The sequence below is a fragment of the Citrobacter sp. wls718 genome, assembly GCF_005280945.1.
Lineage (GTDB): Bacteria > Pseudomonadota > Gammaproteobacteria > Enterobacterales > Enterobacteriaceae > Citrobacter > Citrobacter gillenii.
This window is the reverse complement of record NZ_SZWV01000013.1, coordinates 1-15,019: the sequence shown is the minus strand read 5'-3', so window position 1 is coordinate 15,019 and position 15,019 is coordinate 1. Positions and strand designations below refer to the sequence as shown.

The following is a 15,019-nucleotide window of genomic DNA, read 5'->3' as shown; positions in this document are numbered from 1 at the left end:
GCAGGGCGCAGCTACGCAAGCTGATTGTCGGCCAGTGGTTGATGGTGTTGGCGTTGTCCGGTATCACCGGCGGGGCGTGTGGTCTGCTGTTTGAACGCATACTGGTGCTGCTGCTCAGGCCCGTTTTACCGGGTGAATTGCCGCCTGCCAGCCTGTGGCCGTGGCTGTGGGCGTTCGGCACCATGACCGTCATTTCACTGCTGGTCGGGCTGCGTCCCTATCGTCTGCTGCTGGCCACGCAGCCGCTGCGGGTGCTGCGCCGCGACGTGGTGGCCAACGTCTGGCCGCTGAAGATCTATTTGCCCATGGCGACGATCGTGGTGGTTGCGCTGCTGGCCGGGCTGATGGGCGGAAGCATGCTGCTGTGGGCGGTGCTGGCCGGTGCGGCGGTGCTGGCGCTGCTGTGCGGCGTGCTGGGCTGGATGCTGCTCAACCTGCTGCGCGGCCTGACGCTCACCTCGCTGCCGCTGCGTCTGGCGGTCAGTCGCTTACTGCGCCAGCCGTGGTCAACGCTGAGTCAGCTGTCGGCCTTTTCGCTCTCTTTTATGCTACTGGCGCTGTTGCTGGTGTTACGGGGCGATCTGCTCGACCGCTGGCAGCAGCAAATGCCGCCGGAAAGCCCGAACTACTTCCTCATCAATATTGCCACTGAACAAGTGGGGCCGCTGAAGGCGTTCCTGTCCGAGCATCAGGTGATCCCTGAGTCGTTCTACCCGATTGTGCGAGCACGTCTGACCGCCATCAATGACAAGGCAACCGAAGGTAATCAGGATGAGTCGCTTAACCGCGAACTGAACCTGACCTGGCAGGATACCCGTCCGGATCATAACCCGTTAACCGCCGGAAGCTGGCCGCCAAAAGCAGGTGAAGTGTCGATGGAAGAAGGGCTGGCGAAGCGACTGAACGTCAAACTTGGCGATCGCGTGACCTTTATGGGGGACACCCAGGATTTCAGCGCTACGGTCAGTAGCCTGCGTAAGGTGGACTGGGAAAGCCTGCGGCCTAACTTCTTCTTTATCTTCCCGCAGGGCGCGTTGGACGGGCAGCCGCAAAGTTGGCTGACCAGCTTCCGTTGGGAAAATGGCAACGGCATGCTGACGCAGCTTAACCGCGAGTTTCCGACCATCAGCCTGCTGGATATCGGCGCGATCCTCAAACAGGTTGGCCAGGTGCTTGAACAGGTCAGCCGGGCGCTGGAGGTGATGGTGGTGCTGGTTACCGCTTGTGGCATGCTGCTGCTGCTGGCTCAGGTGCAGGTCGGCATGCGTCAGCGGCATCAGGAACTGGTGGTCTGGCGGACGCTGGGGGCGGGCAAGAAATTGCTGCGCACCACGCTTTGGTGCGAGTTCGCCATGCTGGGGATGGTCTCCGGGCTGGTTGCGGCCATTGGCGCAGAAACCGCGCTGGCGGTTCTGCAAACCCGCGTGTTTGATTTCCCGTGGGAGCCTGACTGGCGGCTGTGGGTCATCTTACCGGTTTGCGGGGCGTTGCTGCTCTCATTATGCGGTGGGTGGCTCGGCGCACGTCTGCTAAAAGGCAAGGCCCTGTTTCGTCAGTTTAACAATTAATTCATTTTAGTGATGATTACGCACCGGTTTTTACACCGGTGCGTATTTTTCGTTTATCCCGCACAAATTGATAACTCCTTGATATTTAACCGCACGGAACAATAAAAACCCGCCAACACGCGAGTGTTAATAAACGTTAATATTTGCGTGCTGAATAATTGGCAGGCTATCTATCAAGGTAAAACAATCCATGACTATAAAAAAAACAGCGCTGGCGGTATCGATCGGCGCAGCAGTGGCATTAACGACGTTCGCCGCCCAGGCGGAAATCACCGTCCTGAAACAAGATCCGCAGGCGGGTAATCCGCTGAGCCGTCTTAACTTCACCGTCGGTGGCAGTATCCGTCCCCAGTTCCAGAACATGGCGGGCGACGATGGCAAGAATGGCTACAAGCGTAACGGTTTCGATGGCGGTACCCGTTTCCGCTTCGCCGCAGACTACTATCTGTTTGATGACATCAGTTGGGTAAGCTACTACGAGCTGGGTGTTAACTTCCCGGCGATGTTCGACTGGGATAGTCACCATGCCGACGGCGCCAACGACACCACGCGTCGTATGCTGTACACCGGGCTGAAGAGTGCGACCTGGGGTACGCTGACCTTTGGTCAACAGCACAGCATTTACTATGATGTGGTCGGTGCGAAAACAGATATCTGGGACTACGACATGATCGGTCAGGCACCAGGTAACGGGATTAATGGCGACTACGATGGTTCATATCGTACGCGTAAATCACTGAAGTATAAGAAAACCGTGGGCGATGTAGATCTCTATGCCTCTTATCTTTTCAGCGATGATTACAACCCGAACAACGGTCTGCGCTACAAACGTAAAGGCGGCGGCTCGCTGGGTGCCGATTACCACATTACCGACGACTTAACCTGGGGTACGGCGTGGAACTACACCCGTGCGGAAATGCGCGGCAATGGCAGCAAAATGTACGATCAGAACATCGTGGGTACTGCGCTGAGCTGGAAACCGGACAACTGGACCTTCTCCCTGGGTGGCGGCTGGTATCAAAACTTCATGACCACCAAGAAAGTGTCGGTTAACGACTATTTTGCCGGTGACGCGTGGGGTCTGGAATACTTTGCCGGTTACACTTTCCCGGTTGGTCAGTATGCGCTGAAATCCGTTCAGCCTTACTTTATGGGCGATCGCATTGAATACGTGAATGGCCGTAACTACCTGCGCACCGACAACGGCGTGGGGATCAGCTTCCAGCTGGACTACGGCTTCCGTGTAGATTACGAACACGTCTTTACCTCCAGCACCGACAACCTGGGCGACATGAACCTGGTGCGTCTGCGTTACGATTTCTAATCGAACACCTGCCAAACGGAATGCCCGATGCGCGTGTGCTATCGGGCCTACGAGAGCAGCGTAATCGAGTTATTTGTAGGCCGGATAAGGTGCTTGTGCCGCCATCCGGCTTTTTTCATGCCTTCCCCTTCAATTACACACTCTGCAACATCATGAAATAATTTCAAGGACAGCAGGTTGTGATCTGTGTCATGTTAACAATCTGCCTGTTAGGCAGGTCAACAACAACAACGCCGCATGAACGGCGTGAGACACCACATCACAACGTTAAAATGGAGAGATTATGGGATTGCGCCACAATTTACGCATCGCGACCGGAGCATTATTACTGGCCTGCGGCTTACAGTTTGCTCACGCCAATAGCGATCCACAGACTATCGTTTTCGGCGTCGCGCCGGGTCCGTATGGTGACATGGTAAAACAGGCTATTGCCCCGACGCTGAAAGAAAAGGGCTACAAGGTGGTGGTGCGCGAATTCAGCGACTACGTCCAGCCCAATATGGCGCTTTCCAACGGTAGCATTGACGCTAACCTGTTCCAGCACTCGCTGTACTTTGACAAATTCACTGCCGACAAAGGCCTGAAGCTGAGCAAACTGATTGTGGTCCCGACGGCCGGAATGGGGTTCTACTCACATAAAATCAAAAGCCTGGATGAGCTGAAAAAAGGGGACGTGATTACGCTTTCCAACGATCCCACCAACCTGGCTCGCGGGCTGCGCTTCCTGCAATCCATCGATTTGATCACCATTAAAGATAATATCGATCCCACTAAAGCTTCCGAGCGTGATATCGCCAGCAACCCGAAAGGGCTGATTTTCAAACCGCTGGAAGCTGCGCAGTTGCCGCGTACGCTCGACGGCGTGACCGGCGCGCTGGTCAACGGTAACTTCGCCGTTGCCGCAAAACTGGATCTCGCGAGTGCGTTGAAGCAAGAGCACCTGGATGAAAACCTGAAAAACATCATCGCGGTACGCAGTGAAGATGCGGATAAACCGTTCGCCAAAGACATTGTTGAGGCGGTGAAATCACCGGCTTATCGCGCGGTGATTGACGACCCGAAAAATATTTACAGCGCCTTCCAGAAACCGGAATGGATGTCGGCAGCCCAGTAATCGCTGCGCCAATGGGTTAACAGGGCAGCGATGACTGCCCTTTTCGCATTTCTGAGGTGGCTATGATTGAGATAGAGAAGGTTTGCGTGGACTTTACCGCAGGCCATGGGCCGTCAACCCGCGCGGTGGATGACGTCAGCCTGCGGATCGGCGCAGGCGAGATATTCGGTATTGTTGGGACCAGCGGCGCGGGAAAAAGTACCCTGCTGCGTACCCTGAACGCCTTAACGCGCCCGAGCGAGGGAAGCGTAAAAGTGAATGGCGTGGAAATCTCCGCGCTTGAGGGACGTCAATTACGCAAGGCGCGTCAGCGTATCGGCATGATCTTCCAGCACTTTAACCTGATGCATACCCGCACCGTGGCGCAAAATGTGGCCTTCAGCCTGAAGGCTGCAGGCTGGGAGGGCAGTAAAATTGCCCCACGCGTGACGGAGATCCTGGCCCTGGTGGGACTGTCTGATAAGGCCAACCGTTATCCGGTGCAGCTCAGCGGCGGGCAAAAGCAGCGTGTGGGTATTGCCCGTGCGATTGCCAACCACCCGGATGTGCTGCTCTGCGATGAACCGACTTCGGCGCTGGATCTGGAAACCTCCGCTACCATTCTGGCACTGCTCAAGCAGATCAACGCCCAACTGGGGATCACGATCGTCCTGATCACCCACGAGATGAACGTGATCAAATCTATCTGCGATCGCGTGGCGGTGATGTCCGGTGGCAAGGTAGTGGAATCCGGCGAGGTGTTTGATGTTTTTGCCCATCCGCAGCACGCCTTTACCCAACAGCTGGTATCGCACACGCTCAACCTGACGCTACCGGATCGCCTGCGGCAACATTTGCCGGGGCAGCTGTTAAAAATTCTGTTTATTGGCGATTCGGCAGAACAGCCGGTGCTGTCCGAGGTGGCGGTGAAATTTGGCGTGGCGGTGAATATCCTGCACGGCAAAATTGAATATATTGGCGAGCGGGCGCTGGGGATATTGGTGGTGCAACTGACCGCGCCGCATAATCCTGCGGCGGTCGATGTCGCCGTGGAGCACATTCGTCAACGTACCGCACAGGTGGAGGTGATTCGTGGATGATTTATTGCCGGATTTGACGCTGGCGTTCAATGAAACCTTCCAGATGCTGAGCATCTCAACGGTGCTGGCAATTGTTGGCGGCCTGCCGCTGGGTTTTTTAATCTTCGTAACCGACCGTCATTTATTCTGGCAGAACCGTTTTGTGTATCTGCTCAGCTCCGTGCTGGTGAATATCATCCGTTCGGTGCCGTTTGTGATCCTGCTGGTGCTGCTGCTGCCGTTAACTCAGTTTTTGCTCGGCAATACCATCGGGCCGATTGCGGCGTCGGTACCGCTGTCGGTAGCGGCGATTGCATTTTATGCCCGACTGGTGGACAGCGCCCTGCGCGAGGTCTATAAAGGCATTATTGAAGCGGCGGAGGCCTTTGGCGCCAGCCCGATGCGCATCATTTGTACGGTGCTGTTACCGGAAGCCAGTGCCGGCCTGCTGCGTGGGTTGACGATAACGCTGGTCAGCCTGATCGGCTATTCCGCGATGGCCGGGATTGTTGGTGGCGGCGGCGTTGGTGACCTGGCGATTCGCTTCGGTTATTACCGCTACGAAACCCAGGTCATGATCGTCACCGTGGTGGCGCTGATTATTCTGGTACAGGTTGTTCAGGTGCTGGGCGACTGGCTGGCGAAACGCGCGGATAAGCGCGACCGGCATTAATGCGTCTGAACCCAGTCATTCACCTCCTGCCATGTGCCGCGAAAGACGATTTTCGCGGCTTTCTTCTCTAACTGGTAACGATACATCGGATCGTAATATTCGTTGAGTAACGGCACCAGCCAGCCCATGTGACCGTCGGTGCTGCCGCTGGCCTGTTGCTCGTTCAACGCGACGTCGAGCAGTTCGGTCAGTTCCGCAAAACGTTGTAACCCTAAACGACGGCGGATGGCGAACAGACCGTGGTGCAGGTATTCGCTGTATTCCTGCCAGCCCTGGGTTTCCCCGTACGCTTGGGTGAAATCGTGGTGCATGCGCACGAAATACTCTTCACGCAGCCGCTCAAGGCGCAGTTCAAAGGGATCGTCAACCACCGCAATAGAGGCCTGGCTCATGCGCTCGCGCAAGCACTCGGGCAAATGATTGGCGCCAATCATGCGGCCTTCATCTTCCAGCACCCAGCGATGCAGGTCCTGACGGCTGTCGGTTTTCAGCATCTCGACCGCCAGCAGGTTTTCAAAACTGGCCTGGCTCAGTTGCGGCTCAACCGTGCGACCAAAAGAAGAGCCGCGATGGTGCGCCAGACCTTCGAGATCCACGCCGTTTGGCTGCAATTGCACCAACTGCGTTTTACCGCTGCCGGTACAGCCGCCAATTAAGACAATTGGTTTTTGCACCAACTCTTCAGTTATTTGTATCGCAGCCTGACGCAGGGCTTTATAACCGCCGCTGACCAGCGGGTAGTCAATGCCGGATTCACGCAGCCATTGCTGCACAATGTGTGAACGCTGACCGCCGCGTGCGCAGCATAAAATTCCCTCAGGGTGTTGGCGACACGCCGCTTGCCAGGCACTCATTCGCTGCTGGCGGGTGTCGCCGCTCACAAGATGATGTCCCAGTGCCAGCGCAGCGTCCGGTCCCTGACGTTTGTAACAGGTCCCGACCGCGGCACGTTCGTCATCGTTCATCAGGGGAAGGTTGATTGCACCCGGCATCGCACCTTGTTGAAACTCAACGGGGGCGCGTACATCGATTAAGGGCGTACCGGCGAGCAGAATCGCGCGATAGTCCGTTCCATCGTTCATGTTCAATCCTGAAAATACAAAACAGCAATGGAGGGGATTTTACGCGCCAGAGGAGGGGCCGGGGAAGGACAAATTCCATTCCCCGGCATTAATGGCTTATTTCAGTTTGGACTGTGCCCAGATAATGCCGCTGGCATATTCCGGCGGTAGCAGGGGAATCAGTGCTTCCAGCGTGGCGCTCAGGCGAGCGGTATCGTTGTCGGTCAGGTTCAGGTGACCAACCTTACGACCTGCGCGCACCTCTTTGTCATACCAGTGCAGATGCACCAGTGGCAGTTTCAGCCAGTCATAATTCAGGTCGCTGCCAATTAAATTCACCATCACTGACGGACTGTTCACCACCGGCACAGGTAACGGCAGGTCGGTAATGGCGCGCAGGTGCAGTTCAAATTGGCTGATGCTGGCGCCGTTCTGTGTCCAGTGTCCGCTGTTGTGTACGCGCGGGGCCAGTTCGTTGATCAGCAAGCCTTCCGGGGTGATAAAACACTCCATCGCCATTACGCCAACATAGCCCAGCTCGTGCATGATGGCAGACAGCATCGCCTCGGCCTGATCCTGCTGTTTGGCATTGGCCTGCGGGAACGCGACGCTGGTGCGCAGAATGCCGTCCTGATGCAGGTTATGAGTCAGTGGATAGAAGACGGTGCTGCCGTCGTGGGCGCGGGCGCCAACCAGTGATACTTCGCCGGAGAAGTTAATACCCTGCTCGACGATACACTCGCCGTAGCAGTCGTCCGGCAGTTGTTCTGTTTCGTGGGCGCGTAAACGCCACTGCCCGCGACCGTCGTAGCCGCCGACGCGGCGTTTGACGATCGCCAGCTCTCCCAGCGTTTCAAATACCGCAGACCATTCGCTTTTGTCTGCCAACAGCTGCCACGGCGCGGTAGCCAGCTTCAGTTTGTCAAACAGCTGCTTTTGCGTCAGACGGTCGGCAATAATCGGGAAAATATCACGGTTGACGAACGCCGGATGGCGCGCCAGTTCGCGGGTTAGTGCGGTTTCCGGCCAGCGTTCAATCTCGGCGGTAATCACGCTTTGCTGAAAGGGAACGGCAGCGGGTTCGGCATCCAGCCCGACGGGCCAGACCGCAATCCCCAGCGGCTCACCGGCCTGGCGCAACATGCGTCCTAGCTGACCGTTGCCGAGTACGCAAACCTGCTTCATGCCGCACCTCGCGGGTCCGGGTTCTCTAGTACTTCGTCGGTCTGTGCTTTACGCCAGTCATGCAGACGCTGATGCAGTTCTTTATCGTGTGTCGCCAGAATTTGTGCCGCCAGCAGGGCCGCATTCGCCGCGCCCGCTTTACCAATCGCCAGCGTGCCCACCGGAATACCGCGTGGCATCTGTACGATGGAGTACAGGCTGTCTACGCCGCTCAGTGCTGCGCTTTGCACCGGAACACCTAATACCGGTACCAGCGTTTTGGCGGCAATCATACCGGGCAGATGTGCTGCACCGCCTGCGCCTGCAATAATCACCTGATAGCCGTTCTCTTCAGCACTTTCGGCGAAGCTAAACAGTCTGTCGGGGGTGCGGTGGGCAGAGACCACTTCAACGTGGTGCGGGACATTCAGGATTTCGAAGATTTCGGCGGCGAACTGCATGGTAGCCCAGTCGCTTTTGGACCCCATCACGATGGCGACTCGCGCCGGATTATTGCGGGAAGACATGCGTCTGAAAACTCCTGTGGGTGTGCTTCACACTGCGTTAGAGGCCACAGAGAATAGCATAATTCACCGCCAAGGAAAACGATTGCGTAGCCTTTATAGCAAGCGTTTTGGCGGGGGAATTAAAATGCAAACGCGATCAGCTCAACGTCGTCGGGCGTGACCTTAACCATCGAACCTTCGCTGTGCCACGCACCTAATACTACGCGGAACGCAGGTTGTCTATTGGCTGTCAGTTCATGCACCGCCGGGCGATGGGTATGCCCGTGAATTAACCACTGGACCTGGTGTTTTTCCATCTCGGTAACCACGGCCTGCTGATTCACATCCATAATTTCCAGCGATTTGCTGCTGTTGGCGGCTTTGCTGTTGGCGCGCATCTTTGCGGCAATGCGTTGGCGAACAAACAACGGCAGAGCAAGAAACAGTGTTTGTAGCCAGGGCTGATGCACTTTAGCGCGAAATGCCTGATAACCGGCATCATCGGTACACAGCGTGTCGCCATGCATGATCAGCACCTTGCGGCCATACAGGTCGAGCACTTTTTCGTCGGGTAACAAGGTCATGCCGCTCTCGCGGGCAAAACGCTTGCCGAGCAGAAAATCACGGTTGCCGTGAATGAAGAAGCAGGGGACGCCGGAATCAGCCAGCGATTTTATTGCGACGGCGATTTCATGGTGCAGCGGAGTGGGGTCATCGTCGCCTATCCAGGCTTCGAACAGATCGCCAAGAATATACAGCGCATCGGCTTTTCGTGCTTCACCGGCTAAAAAACGCAGAAAACCGGCGGTGATCGCCGGTTCTTCTGTGCAGAGGTGAAGATCTGCAATAAACAGTGTCGCCACGATTACTCGCTGACGGTCACGTTTTCGATAATAACGTCTTCTTTCGGTACGTCCTGGTGCATGCCGCTGCGACCGGTAGAAACGTTTTTGATTTTATCAACCACGTCCATACCTTCAACCACTTCAGCAAATACACAGTAACCCCAGCCCTGCATGCTTTCGCCGGAGAAGTTCAGGAAGTCGTTGTCGGCAACGTTAATGAAGAACTGCGCCGTTGCGGAGTGCGGAGCCTGAGTACGGGCCATCGCCAGCGTACCACGGGTGTTTTTCAGACCGTTGTTGGCTTCGTTTTTGATAGCCTCTTTGGTTTCTTTTTGCTTCATGCCAGGCTCAAAACCGCCGCCCTGAATCATGAAACCATTAATCACACGGTGGAAAATGGTGTTGTTATAGAAACCTTCGCGGCAGTAGTCCAGGAAGTTTTTAACTGTTTCAGGCGCTTTATCATCAAATGTTTTGATTACGATATCGCCGTGATTAGTGTGGAAAGTAACCATTTTTGCATCCTGTTCCGATAGAGTGGTGCTTCGACCCTGGTCAGGGTCAGAGTTAGGGGTGTGTTATAGCATAACCGCAAGATTCGATCACCTTGCAAAGTGTGCTGCTTCGGGGCCAATTTATAGGTATTATAGGGCTTTGTTATCCACACACGTCTACACGGAATCTTCGATGTTAAAAATCTTTAATACACTGACGCGCCAAAAAGAGGAATTCAAACCTATTCATGCCGGGGAAGTCGGCATGTACGTGTGTGGTATCACTGTTTATGATCTCTGTCATATTGGTCACGGACGTACCTTCGTCTCTTTTGACGTGGTTGCGCGCTATCTGCGCTTCCTCGGCTATAAGCTGAAGTACGTGCGTAACATTACCGATATCGACGACAAAATCATTAAGCGCGCTAATGAAAATGGTGAAAGCTTTGTGGCGTTGGTCGACAGGATGATCGCGGAAATGCACAACGACTTCGACGCGCTGAATATCCTGCGCCCGGATCTCGAACCACGTGCGACGCATCATATTGCGGAAATTATTGAAATCACCGAACAGCTGATCGCCAAAGGTCACGCTTACGTGGCTGATAACGGCGACGTGATGTTCGACGTGCCGACCGATCCGCACTACGGTCAGCTGTCGCGCCAGGATCTGGATCAGCTGCAGGCGGGTGCCCGCGTGGATGTGGTGGATGTGAAACGTAACCCGATGGACTTCGTGCTGTGGAAGATGTCCAAAGAGGGCGAGCCGAGCTGGCCGTCCCCGTGGGGAGCAGGCCGTCCGGGCTGGCACATCGAATGTTCTGCGATGAACTGCAAACAGCTGGGCAACCATTTCGATATTCACGGCGGCGGCTCTGACCTGATGTTCCCGCATCATGAAAACGAAATTGCCCAGTCCACCTGTGCGCACGACGGCGAATACGTCAACTACTGGATGCACTCCGGGATGGTGATGGTTGATCGTGAGAAAATGTCCAAATCACTGGGCAACTTCTTTACCGTGCGCGACGTGCTGAAATACTACGACGCCGAAACCATTCGCTACTTCCTGATGTCCGGCCACTATCGTAGCCAGCTGAACTACAGCGAAGAGAACCTGAAGCAGGCACGTTCTGCACTGGAGCGTCTGTACACCGCGCTGCGCGGTACTGACAAATCCGTGGCGCCAGCCGGTGGTGATGCCTTTGAAGCGCGTTTCATTGAAGCAATGAACGATGATTTCAATACGCCGGAAGCCTACTCGGTGCTGTTTGATATGGCGCGTGAGGTCAACCGTCTGAAGGGTGAAGATATGGCGGCGGCTAACGCTATGGCCGCGCATCTGCGCAAGCTGTCCGGCGTGCTGGGCCTGCTGGAGCAGGATCCGGAAGCGTTCCTGCAAAGCGGTGCGCAGGCGGATGACGGTGAGGTCGCTGAGATTGAAGCGCTTATCCAACAGCGTTTAGATGCCCGTAAAGCGAAAGACTGGGCGGCGGCCGACGCGGCACGTGACCGTCTGAACGAGATGGGTATTGTGCTGGAAGATGGCCCACAAGGCACCACCTGGCGTCGTAAGTAATTCTCTCAATTGCCGGATGGCGGCTAACGCCTTATCCGGCCTACGATGGAATGATCGGTAGGCCTGATAAGCGTAGCGCCATCAGGCACTATTAGTGACGTCTGTACCACCACAGCACACCCATCATGACGGCTCCCGGCAGCCACACCCACATTAATTCCGAGATAATCACCTGATGCCCATACGGCGTGGCGTAGCGTGACAGCGCGAACGGCGCAACCTTAATCACCTGCCACGGCGCAAAGAAGCGCTCATCTGACCATGGCCACAGCCAGCCAACGCCTTTTCCTCCGGTGGTCACCGAATCCAGCAGGCTGTGTGACAGCAACGACACCGTCAAAAATAACCAGCAGCGAACCAGCCCGGCTTTAAACCATCGTCGACCTATCATGATGCACAGTAACGGCACCGCGAAGGCGAACAGTAGCGAGTGGGTAAATCCGCGGTGACCGAACACGTTGCCGTAGGCAATACCGAACTTAAACGACAGGACGTCGGCGTCAGGCAGCATTGCCAGTACAACCCCGGCAAACAACAAGCGTGGGGGAATGACTTTGAGCCCCAGACCCAATCCTAAACAAAGAGGTACAGCTGCGTGGGTAACGATGGTTGGCATGATAGTCGCTTCGTATAAGAAAACGATAGGCTAACAGCCTGGTGTGAAGTGAAGGTGAAGTTAATTATCTGAAAATCAGGGGGAACGGACCGGATGTGGTGTGAACCGCCATCCGGCCCTGGGATCATGCCACGACGTTAATGCTTTGACCTTCAAAGCTCACGGTCTGTCCGGCAACGATTTTGCAGCGTTTACGTGTTTCTACTACTCCATCGACCTTCACTAACCCTTCGCCAATGGCAATTTTTGCCTGGGCGCCGCTTTCGCTCCAGCCTTCCAGCTTTAGCAGATCGCAGAGTTCAACGCGTGGGTGTTTACCCAGTGAAAATGTGGCCATCTTAAACGTCCTTTACATCATGGTATTCAACGCACGCCTGAAGCGTGTTTTCGATAAGTGTGGCGACCGTCATCGGGCCAACGCCACCCGGCACCGGTGTAATATACCCGGCGCGCGCAGCGGCATCTTCAAAGACCACATCGCCAACAACCTTGCCATTCTCCAGACGGTTGATGCCGACATCAATCACAATCGCACCTTCTTTGATCCATTCACCGGGAATAAAACCCGGTTTGCCGACGGCGACAATCAGCAGGTCAGCATGCTCTACATGGCGACGCAGATCTTTGGTAAAGCGGTGGGTTACCGTGGTGGTACAGCCCTCCAGCAGCAGCTCCATGCTCATAGGACGACCGACAATGTTTGAGGCGCCAATCACCACGGCATTCAGGCCGTAGGTATCGATGTTGTAACGCTCAAGCAGGGTCACGATGCCGCGAGGCGTACACGGACGCAGGCGCGGTGCACGCTGGCACAGGCGACCGACGTTATACGGGTGGAAGCCGTCGACGTCTTTATCCGGTGCAATGCGTTCCAGTACCTTAACGTTGTCGATCCCCGCCGGTAACGGCAGCTGGACCAGAATACCGTCGATGGCGGCATCCGCATTGAGCGTATCAATGAGCTCAAGAAGTTCCGCCTCGCTGGTGGTTTCAGGCAGGTCATAGGAGCGGGAGACGAACCCCACTTCGTCGCAGGCTTTGCGTTTACTTGCTACGTAAATTTGCGAAGCCGGGTTGCTACCTACCAGCACAACAGCCAGGCCTGGGGCGCGTAATCCAGCCGCTAAACGCGCCTGAACTTTTTGAGCCACCTCAGAGCGTACCTGCTGCGCAATCGTTTTACCGTCAATAATCTTTGCTGCCATCAGAGAGAGGATTCCGTCTGTTACGTTAAATCGAAGGGGATGTCACTATTTTGTCAGAAGCGCGGCGTGCTGTCAGTTTTCGTTTGCATTTTTAGGTGAGATTAGGAACGTCTCGCTGTGCGAACGGGTGAGGTGTCAATATCGTAAAGACAGGAATAATTACTGAGTACGCTAATTAATTTTAACGTTAGTGAAACAATTCATCACCCTTCTGTTTTCATGGGTAATGCGTCATAAACCAGTCTGTTACGTACCATTGTGGTGGTGTTTAAGTAATATTTACCCAGACATTTCTTAGATCCCAATAAGAATTAGCCAGGGCCATTACAAGGATTTGCAGGTATTTTTCATTAATTGAAATGTTTAATTTATCCCTGTGACGAATTGTCATATTCGTAAAGATTAATTAGTGAATCTCGCGCTCAGGAGAGTTGGGGTCAAGCATCATTAATTCTCTTTCGATATATATCTTTACAGGATGCAGAGATAATTTGCCTGACATTTTATGTCGATAATGATTCAAACGGAGCCGGCAGGATACCGGAACCGGATGTGTGTAATTCAAGGGAAATCCATGAAACGTAAATTAATAAATACTTCTGTTATTGCCAGCCTGATGTTAGTTGCAGGGGCCGCAGTCGCAGCCGATCCGGTCAGCGTGAGCGGCGGTACTGTTCATTTTGAAGGTGAACTGGTCAATGCAGCTTGTGCGGTAAGCACACAGTCAGCCGATCAGGTGGTGACATTAGGGCAATATCGTACCGCCAGCTTTGCAGCCATCGGCGATACCACGGCACAGATTCCGTTCTCCATCGTGCTGAACGACTGCGATCCTGCGGTTGCCGCGACGGCAGCTGTGGCGTTTTCGGGTCAGGCGGATGCCTCCAACTCAGCTCTGCTGGCGGTATCTTCAGGGAATAACACCACCACCGCTGGCGGTGTAGGCATCGAAATTCTGGACAACGCGTCTACCGCGCTGAAGCCAGATGGTGCCACCTTCTCTACTGCCCAGGCGCTGGTAGAAGGCACCAACACCCTGCGTTTCTCCGCACGTTATAAAGCGACCGCTGCAAGCGCCACGCCAGGGCAGGCAAACGCCGACGCCACCTTCATCATGAAGTACGAATAAGCCGTTCTGATTGGCGCAAGGAAGACGACAGCCTCAATGGATGAGGCAATATCCGGGGATGACGAAGGATGTGGCAACTGATTTTTAAAGGCATGACGCTGGCGGGAATGCTGTGCGTAATGCCTGTGCTTGCACACACGGTAATACTGGAAAGCGGTCGCCTTCACCTGCGTGGGCAACTGGTCAATGGGGCCTGTACGGTGGCCACCGATAGCCAGAACTTGCGGGTACAGATGGGGCAGTATCGCACCAACGCATTTGGCGAACCGGGAAGCTTTGCCTCGACCAGCGTACCGTTTTCACTGCGCTTAACGTCCTGCAGTGCCGACGTTTATGACCATGTTGGGATTGCGTTTGCCGGCGTCACGCCTGCAGAAGATCCGCAGGTCTTTCTGGCCAGCGGTGAGGCGTCTGCGGCCTCGGGTATTGGCCTGGCATTATTTGATGAGGGGCAACGACAAATTATTCCGAATGCGCTGCCGCGTCATTACGCCCCAATTTTAACGCAGGAAATGACGTTTCACTTCACCGCGCGCTATCGGGCTGTCTCGGAAAAGATAACGCCAGGAACGCTTCGTTCAGACGTGTGGTTTACGTTGGTCTATCCCTGATTTATTTACCAACGATAATCACACCAAAGGTATTTGTAGCCATGTTTAGGTAATGACTCCAACTTATTGATA

At 54.9% G+C, this 15,019-nt stretch carries 16 protein-coding genes; 8 read left to right on the top strand and 8 right to left on the bottom strand.

The genetic code is table 11. From position 1 onward, the window contains the following. The 5 genes from FDW95_RS02150 to FDW95_RS02130 form a co-directional block, all read left to right on the top strand. Window positions 1-1,568, top strand: a 1,568-nt coding sequence (locus tag FDW95_RS02150) for an FtsX-like permease family protein (protein WP_137363399.1), incomplete at its 5' end; no start/stop codon positions are given. A gap of 190 nt (window positions 1,569-1,758) precedes the next feature. Then, a complete protein-coding gene (locus tag FDW95_RS02145) occupies window positions 1,759-2,892 on the top strand; it encodes a porin (protein ID WP_115259176.1) in 1,134 nt (377 codons plus the stop codon). A gap of 283 nt (window positions 2,893-3,175) precedes the next feature. Continuing rightward, window positions 3,176-4,006 (top strand): MetQ/NlpA family ABC transporter substrate-binding protein, encoded by an 831-nt coding sequence (locus FDW95_RS02140; RefSeq protein WP_096758006.1) that lies wholly within the window; start codon window positions 3,176-3,178, stop codon window positions 4,004-4,006. 62 nt (window positions 4,007-4,068) lie between these two features. Continuing rightward, complete coding sequence (sfbB, locus tag FDW95_RS02135; protein WP_115259175.1) at window positions 4,069-5,085, top strand: virulence-associated ABC transporter ATP-binding protein SfbB; 1,017 nt, start codon at window positions 4,069-4,071, stop codon at window positions 5,083-5,085. Then, a complete protein-coding gene (locus tag FDW95_RS02130; protein ID WP_137363397.1) occupies window positions 5,078-5,737 on the top strand; it encodes a methionine ABC transporter permease in 660 nt (219 codons plus the stop codon). Before sfbB ends, FDW95_RS02130 begins: the two co-directional genes overlap by 8 nt. Here FDW95_RS02130 and mnmH read toward each other — a convergent pair. From mnmH to ppiB, 5 genes are all read right to left on the bottom strand, one after another. Further along, the gene (mnmH, locus tag FDW95_RS02125; RefSeq protein ID WP_115259174.1) at window positions 5,734-6,819 is read right to left on the bottom strand and encodes a tRNA 2-selenouridine(34) synthase MnmH; all 1,086 of its coding nucleotides are present in this window, start codon (window positions 6,817-6,819) and stop codon (window positions 5,734-5,736) included. The genes FDW95_RS02130 and mnmH overlap by 4 nt on opposite strands. Window positions 6,820-6,915: 96 nt before the next feature. After that, the gene (gene purK, locus FDW95_RS02120; RefSeq protein ID WP_115259173.1) at window positions 6,916-7,983 is read right to left on the bottom strand and encodes a 5-(carboxyamino)imidazole ribonucleotide synthase; all 1,068 of its coding nucleotides are present in this window, start codon (window positions 7,981-7,983) and stop codon (window positions 6,916-6,918) included. Continuing rightward, window positions 7,980-8,489, bottom strand: a complete 510-nt coding sequence (purE, locus tag FDW95_RS02115; RefSeq protein ID WP_096758002.1) for a 5-(carboxyamino)imidazole ribonucleotide mutase — start codon at window positions 8,487-8,489, stop codon at window positions 7,980-7,982. Before purE ends, purK begins: the two co-directional genes overlap by 4 nt. Window positions 8,490-8,608: 119 nt before the next feature. Continuing rightward, window positions 8,609-9,331, bottom strand: coding sequence for a UDP-2,3-diacylglucosamine diphosphatase (gene lpxH / locus FDW95_RS02110; RefSeq protein ID WP_115259172.1), 723 nt, complete (start codon window positions 9,329-9,331; stop codon window positions 8,609-8,611). A gap of 2 nt (window positions 9,332-9,333) precedes the next feature. After that, on the bottom strand, window positions 9,334-9,828 hold the full coding sequence (gene ppiB, locus FDW95_RS02105; RefSeq protein ID WP_115259171.1) for a peptidylprolyl isomerase B: 495 nt from the start codon (window positions 9,826-9,828) through the stop codon (window positions 9,334-9,336). Between the two features lie 172 nt (window positions 9,829-10,000). On the opposite strand from ppiB, the gene cysS reads away from it, so the two are divergent. Next, complete coding sequence (gene cysS / locus FDW95_RS02100; RefSeq protein ID WP_115259170.1) at window positions 10,001-11,386, top strand: cysteine--tRNA ligase; 1,386 nt, start codon at window positions 10,001-10,003, stop codon at window positions 11,384-11,386. 91 nt (window positions 11,387-11,477) lie between these two features. On the opposite strand, the gene FDW95_RS02095 is transcribed toward cysS, so the two are convergent. The 3 genes from FDW95_RS02095 to folD form a co-directional block, all read right to left on the bottom strand. Further along, entirely contained in the window at window positions 11,478-12,002 is a 525-nt protein-coding gene (locus tag FDW95_RS02095) for a metal-dependent hydrolase (protein ID WP_096757998.1), read from the bottom strand. 124 nt (window positions 12,003-12,126) lie between these two features. Then, window positions 12,127-12,339 (bottom strand): ribosome-associated protein YbcJ, encoded by a 213-nt coding sequence (ybcJ, locus tag FDW95_RS02090; RefSeq protein ID WP_115259169.1) that lies wholly within the window; start codon window positions 12,337-12,339, stop codon window positions 12,127-12,129. Between the two features lies 1 nt (window position 12,340). Further along, complete coding sequence (folD, locus tag FDW95_RS02085) at window positions 12,341-13,207, bottom strand: bifunctional methylenetetrahydrofolate dehydrogenase/methenyltetrahydrofolate cyclohydrolase FolD (RefSeq protein WP_115259168.1); 867 nt, start codon at window positions 13,205-13,207, stop codon at window positions 12,341-12,343. Window positions 13,208-13,781: 574 nt separating this feature from the next. Between folD and fimA the strand changes: the two genes are divergently transcribed. Further along, window positions 13,782-14,336 (top strand): type 1 fimbrial major subunit FimA, encoded by a 555-nt coding sequence (fimA, locus tag FDW95_RS02080; RefSeq protein WP_115259167.1) that lies wholly within the window; start codon window positions 13,782-13,784, stop codon window positions 14,334-14,336. Window positions 14,337-14,413: 77 nt separating this feature from the next. Further along, a complete protein-coding gene (gene fimI / locus FDW95_RS02075; protein WP_115259980.1) occupies window positions 14,414-14,947 on the top strand; it encodes a type 1 fimbrial protein subunit FimI in 534 nt (177 codons plus the stop codon). Window positions 14,948-15,019 lie beyond the last annotated feature (72 nt).

Coding starts and splice junctions, on each gene's coding strand:
- FDW95_RS02145 (WP_115259176.1), top strand. CDS start 1,759: ATGACTATAAAAAAAACAGCGCTGGCGGTATCGATCGGCGCAGCAGTG.
- FDW95_RS02140 (WP_096758006.1), top strand. CDS start 3,176: ATGGGATTGCGCCACAATTTACGCATCGCGACCGGAGCATTATTACTG.
- sfbB (WP_115259175.1), top strand. CDS start 4,069: ATGATTGAGATAGAGAAGGTTTGCGTGGACTTTACCGCAGGCCATGGG.
- mnmH (WP_115259174.1), bottom strand. CDS start 6,819: ATGAACGATGGAACGGACTATCGCGCGATTCTGCTCGCCGGTACGCCC.
- purK (WP_115259173.1), bottom strand. CDS start 7,983: ATGAAGCAGGTTTGCGTACTCGGCAACGGTCAGCTAGGACGCATGTTG.
- purE (WP_096758002.1), bottom strand. CDS start 8,489: ATGTCTTCCCGCAATAATCCGGCGCGAGTCGCCATCGTGATGGGGTCC.
- ppiB (WP_115259171.1), bottom strand. CDS start 9,828: ATGGTTACTTTCCACACTAATCACGGCGATATCGTAATCAAAACATTT.
- cysS (WP_115259170.1), top strand. CDS start 10,001: ATGTTAAAAATCTTTAATACACTGACGCGCCAAAAAGAGGAATTCAAA.
- FDW95_RS02095 (WP_096757998.1), bottom strand. CDS start 12,002: ATGCCAACCATCGTTACCCACGCAGCTGTACCTCTTTGTTTAGGATTG.
- ybcJ (WP_115259169.1), bottom strand. CDS start 12,339: ATGGCCACATTTTCACTGGGTAAACACCCACGCGTTGAACTCTGCGAT.
- folD (WP_115259168.1), bottom strand. CDS start 13,207: ATGGCAGCAAAGATTATTGACGGTAAAACGATTGCGCAGCAGGTACGC.
- fimA (WP_115259167.1), top strand. CDS start 13,782: ATGAAACGTAAATTAATAAATACTTCTGTTATTGCCAGCCTGATGTTA.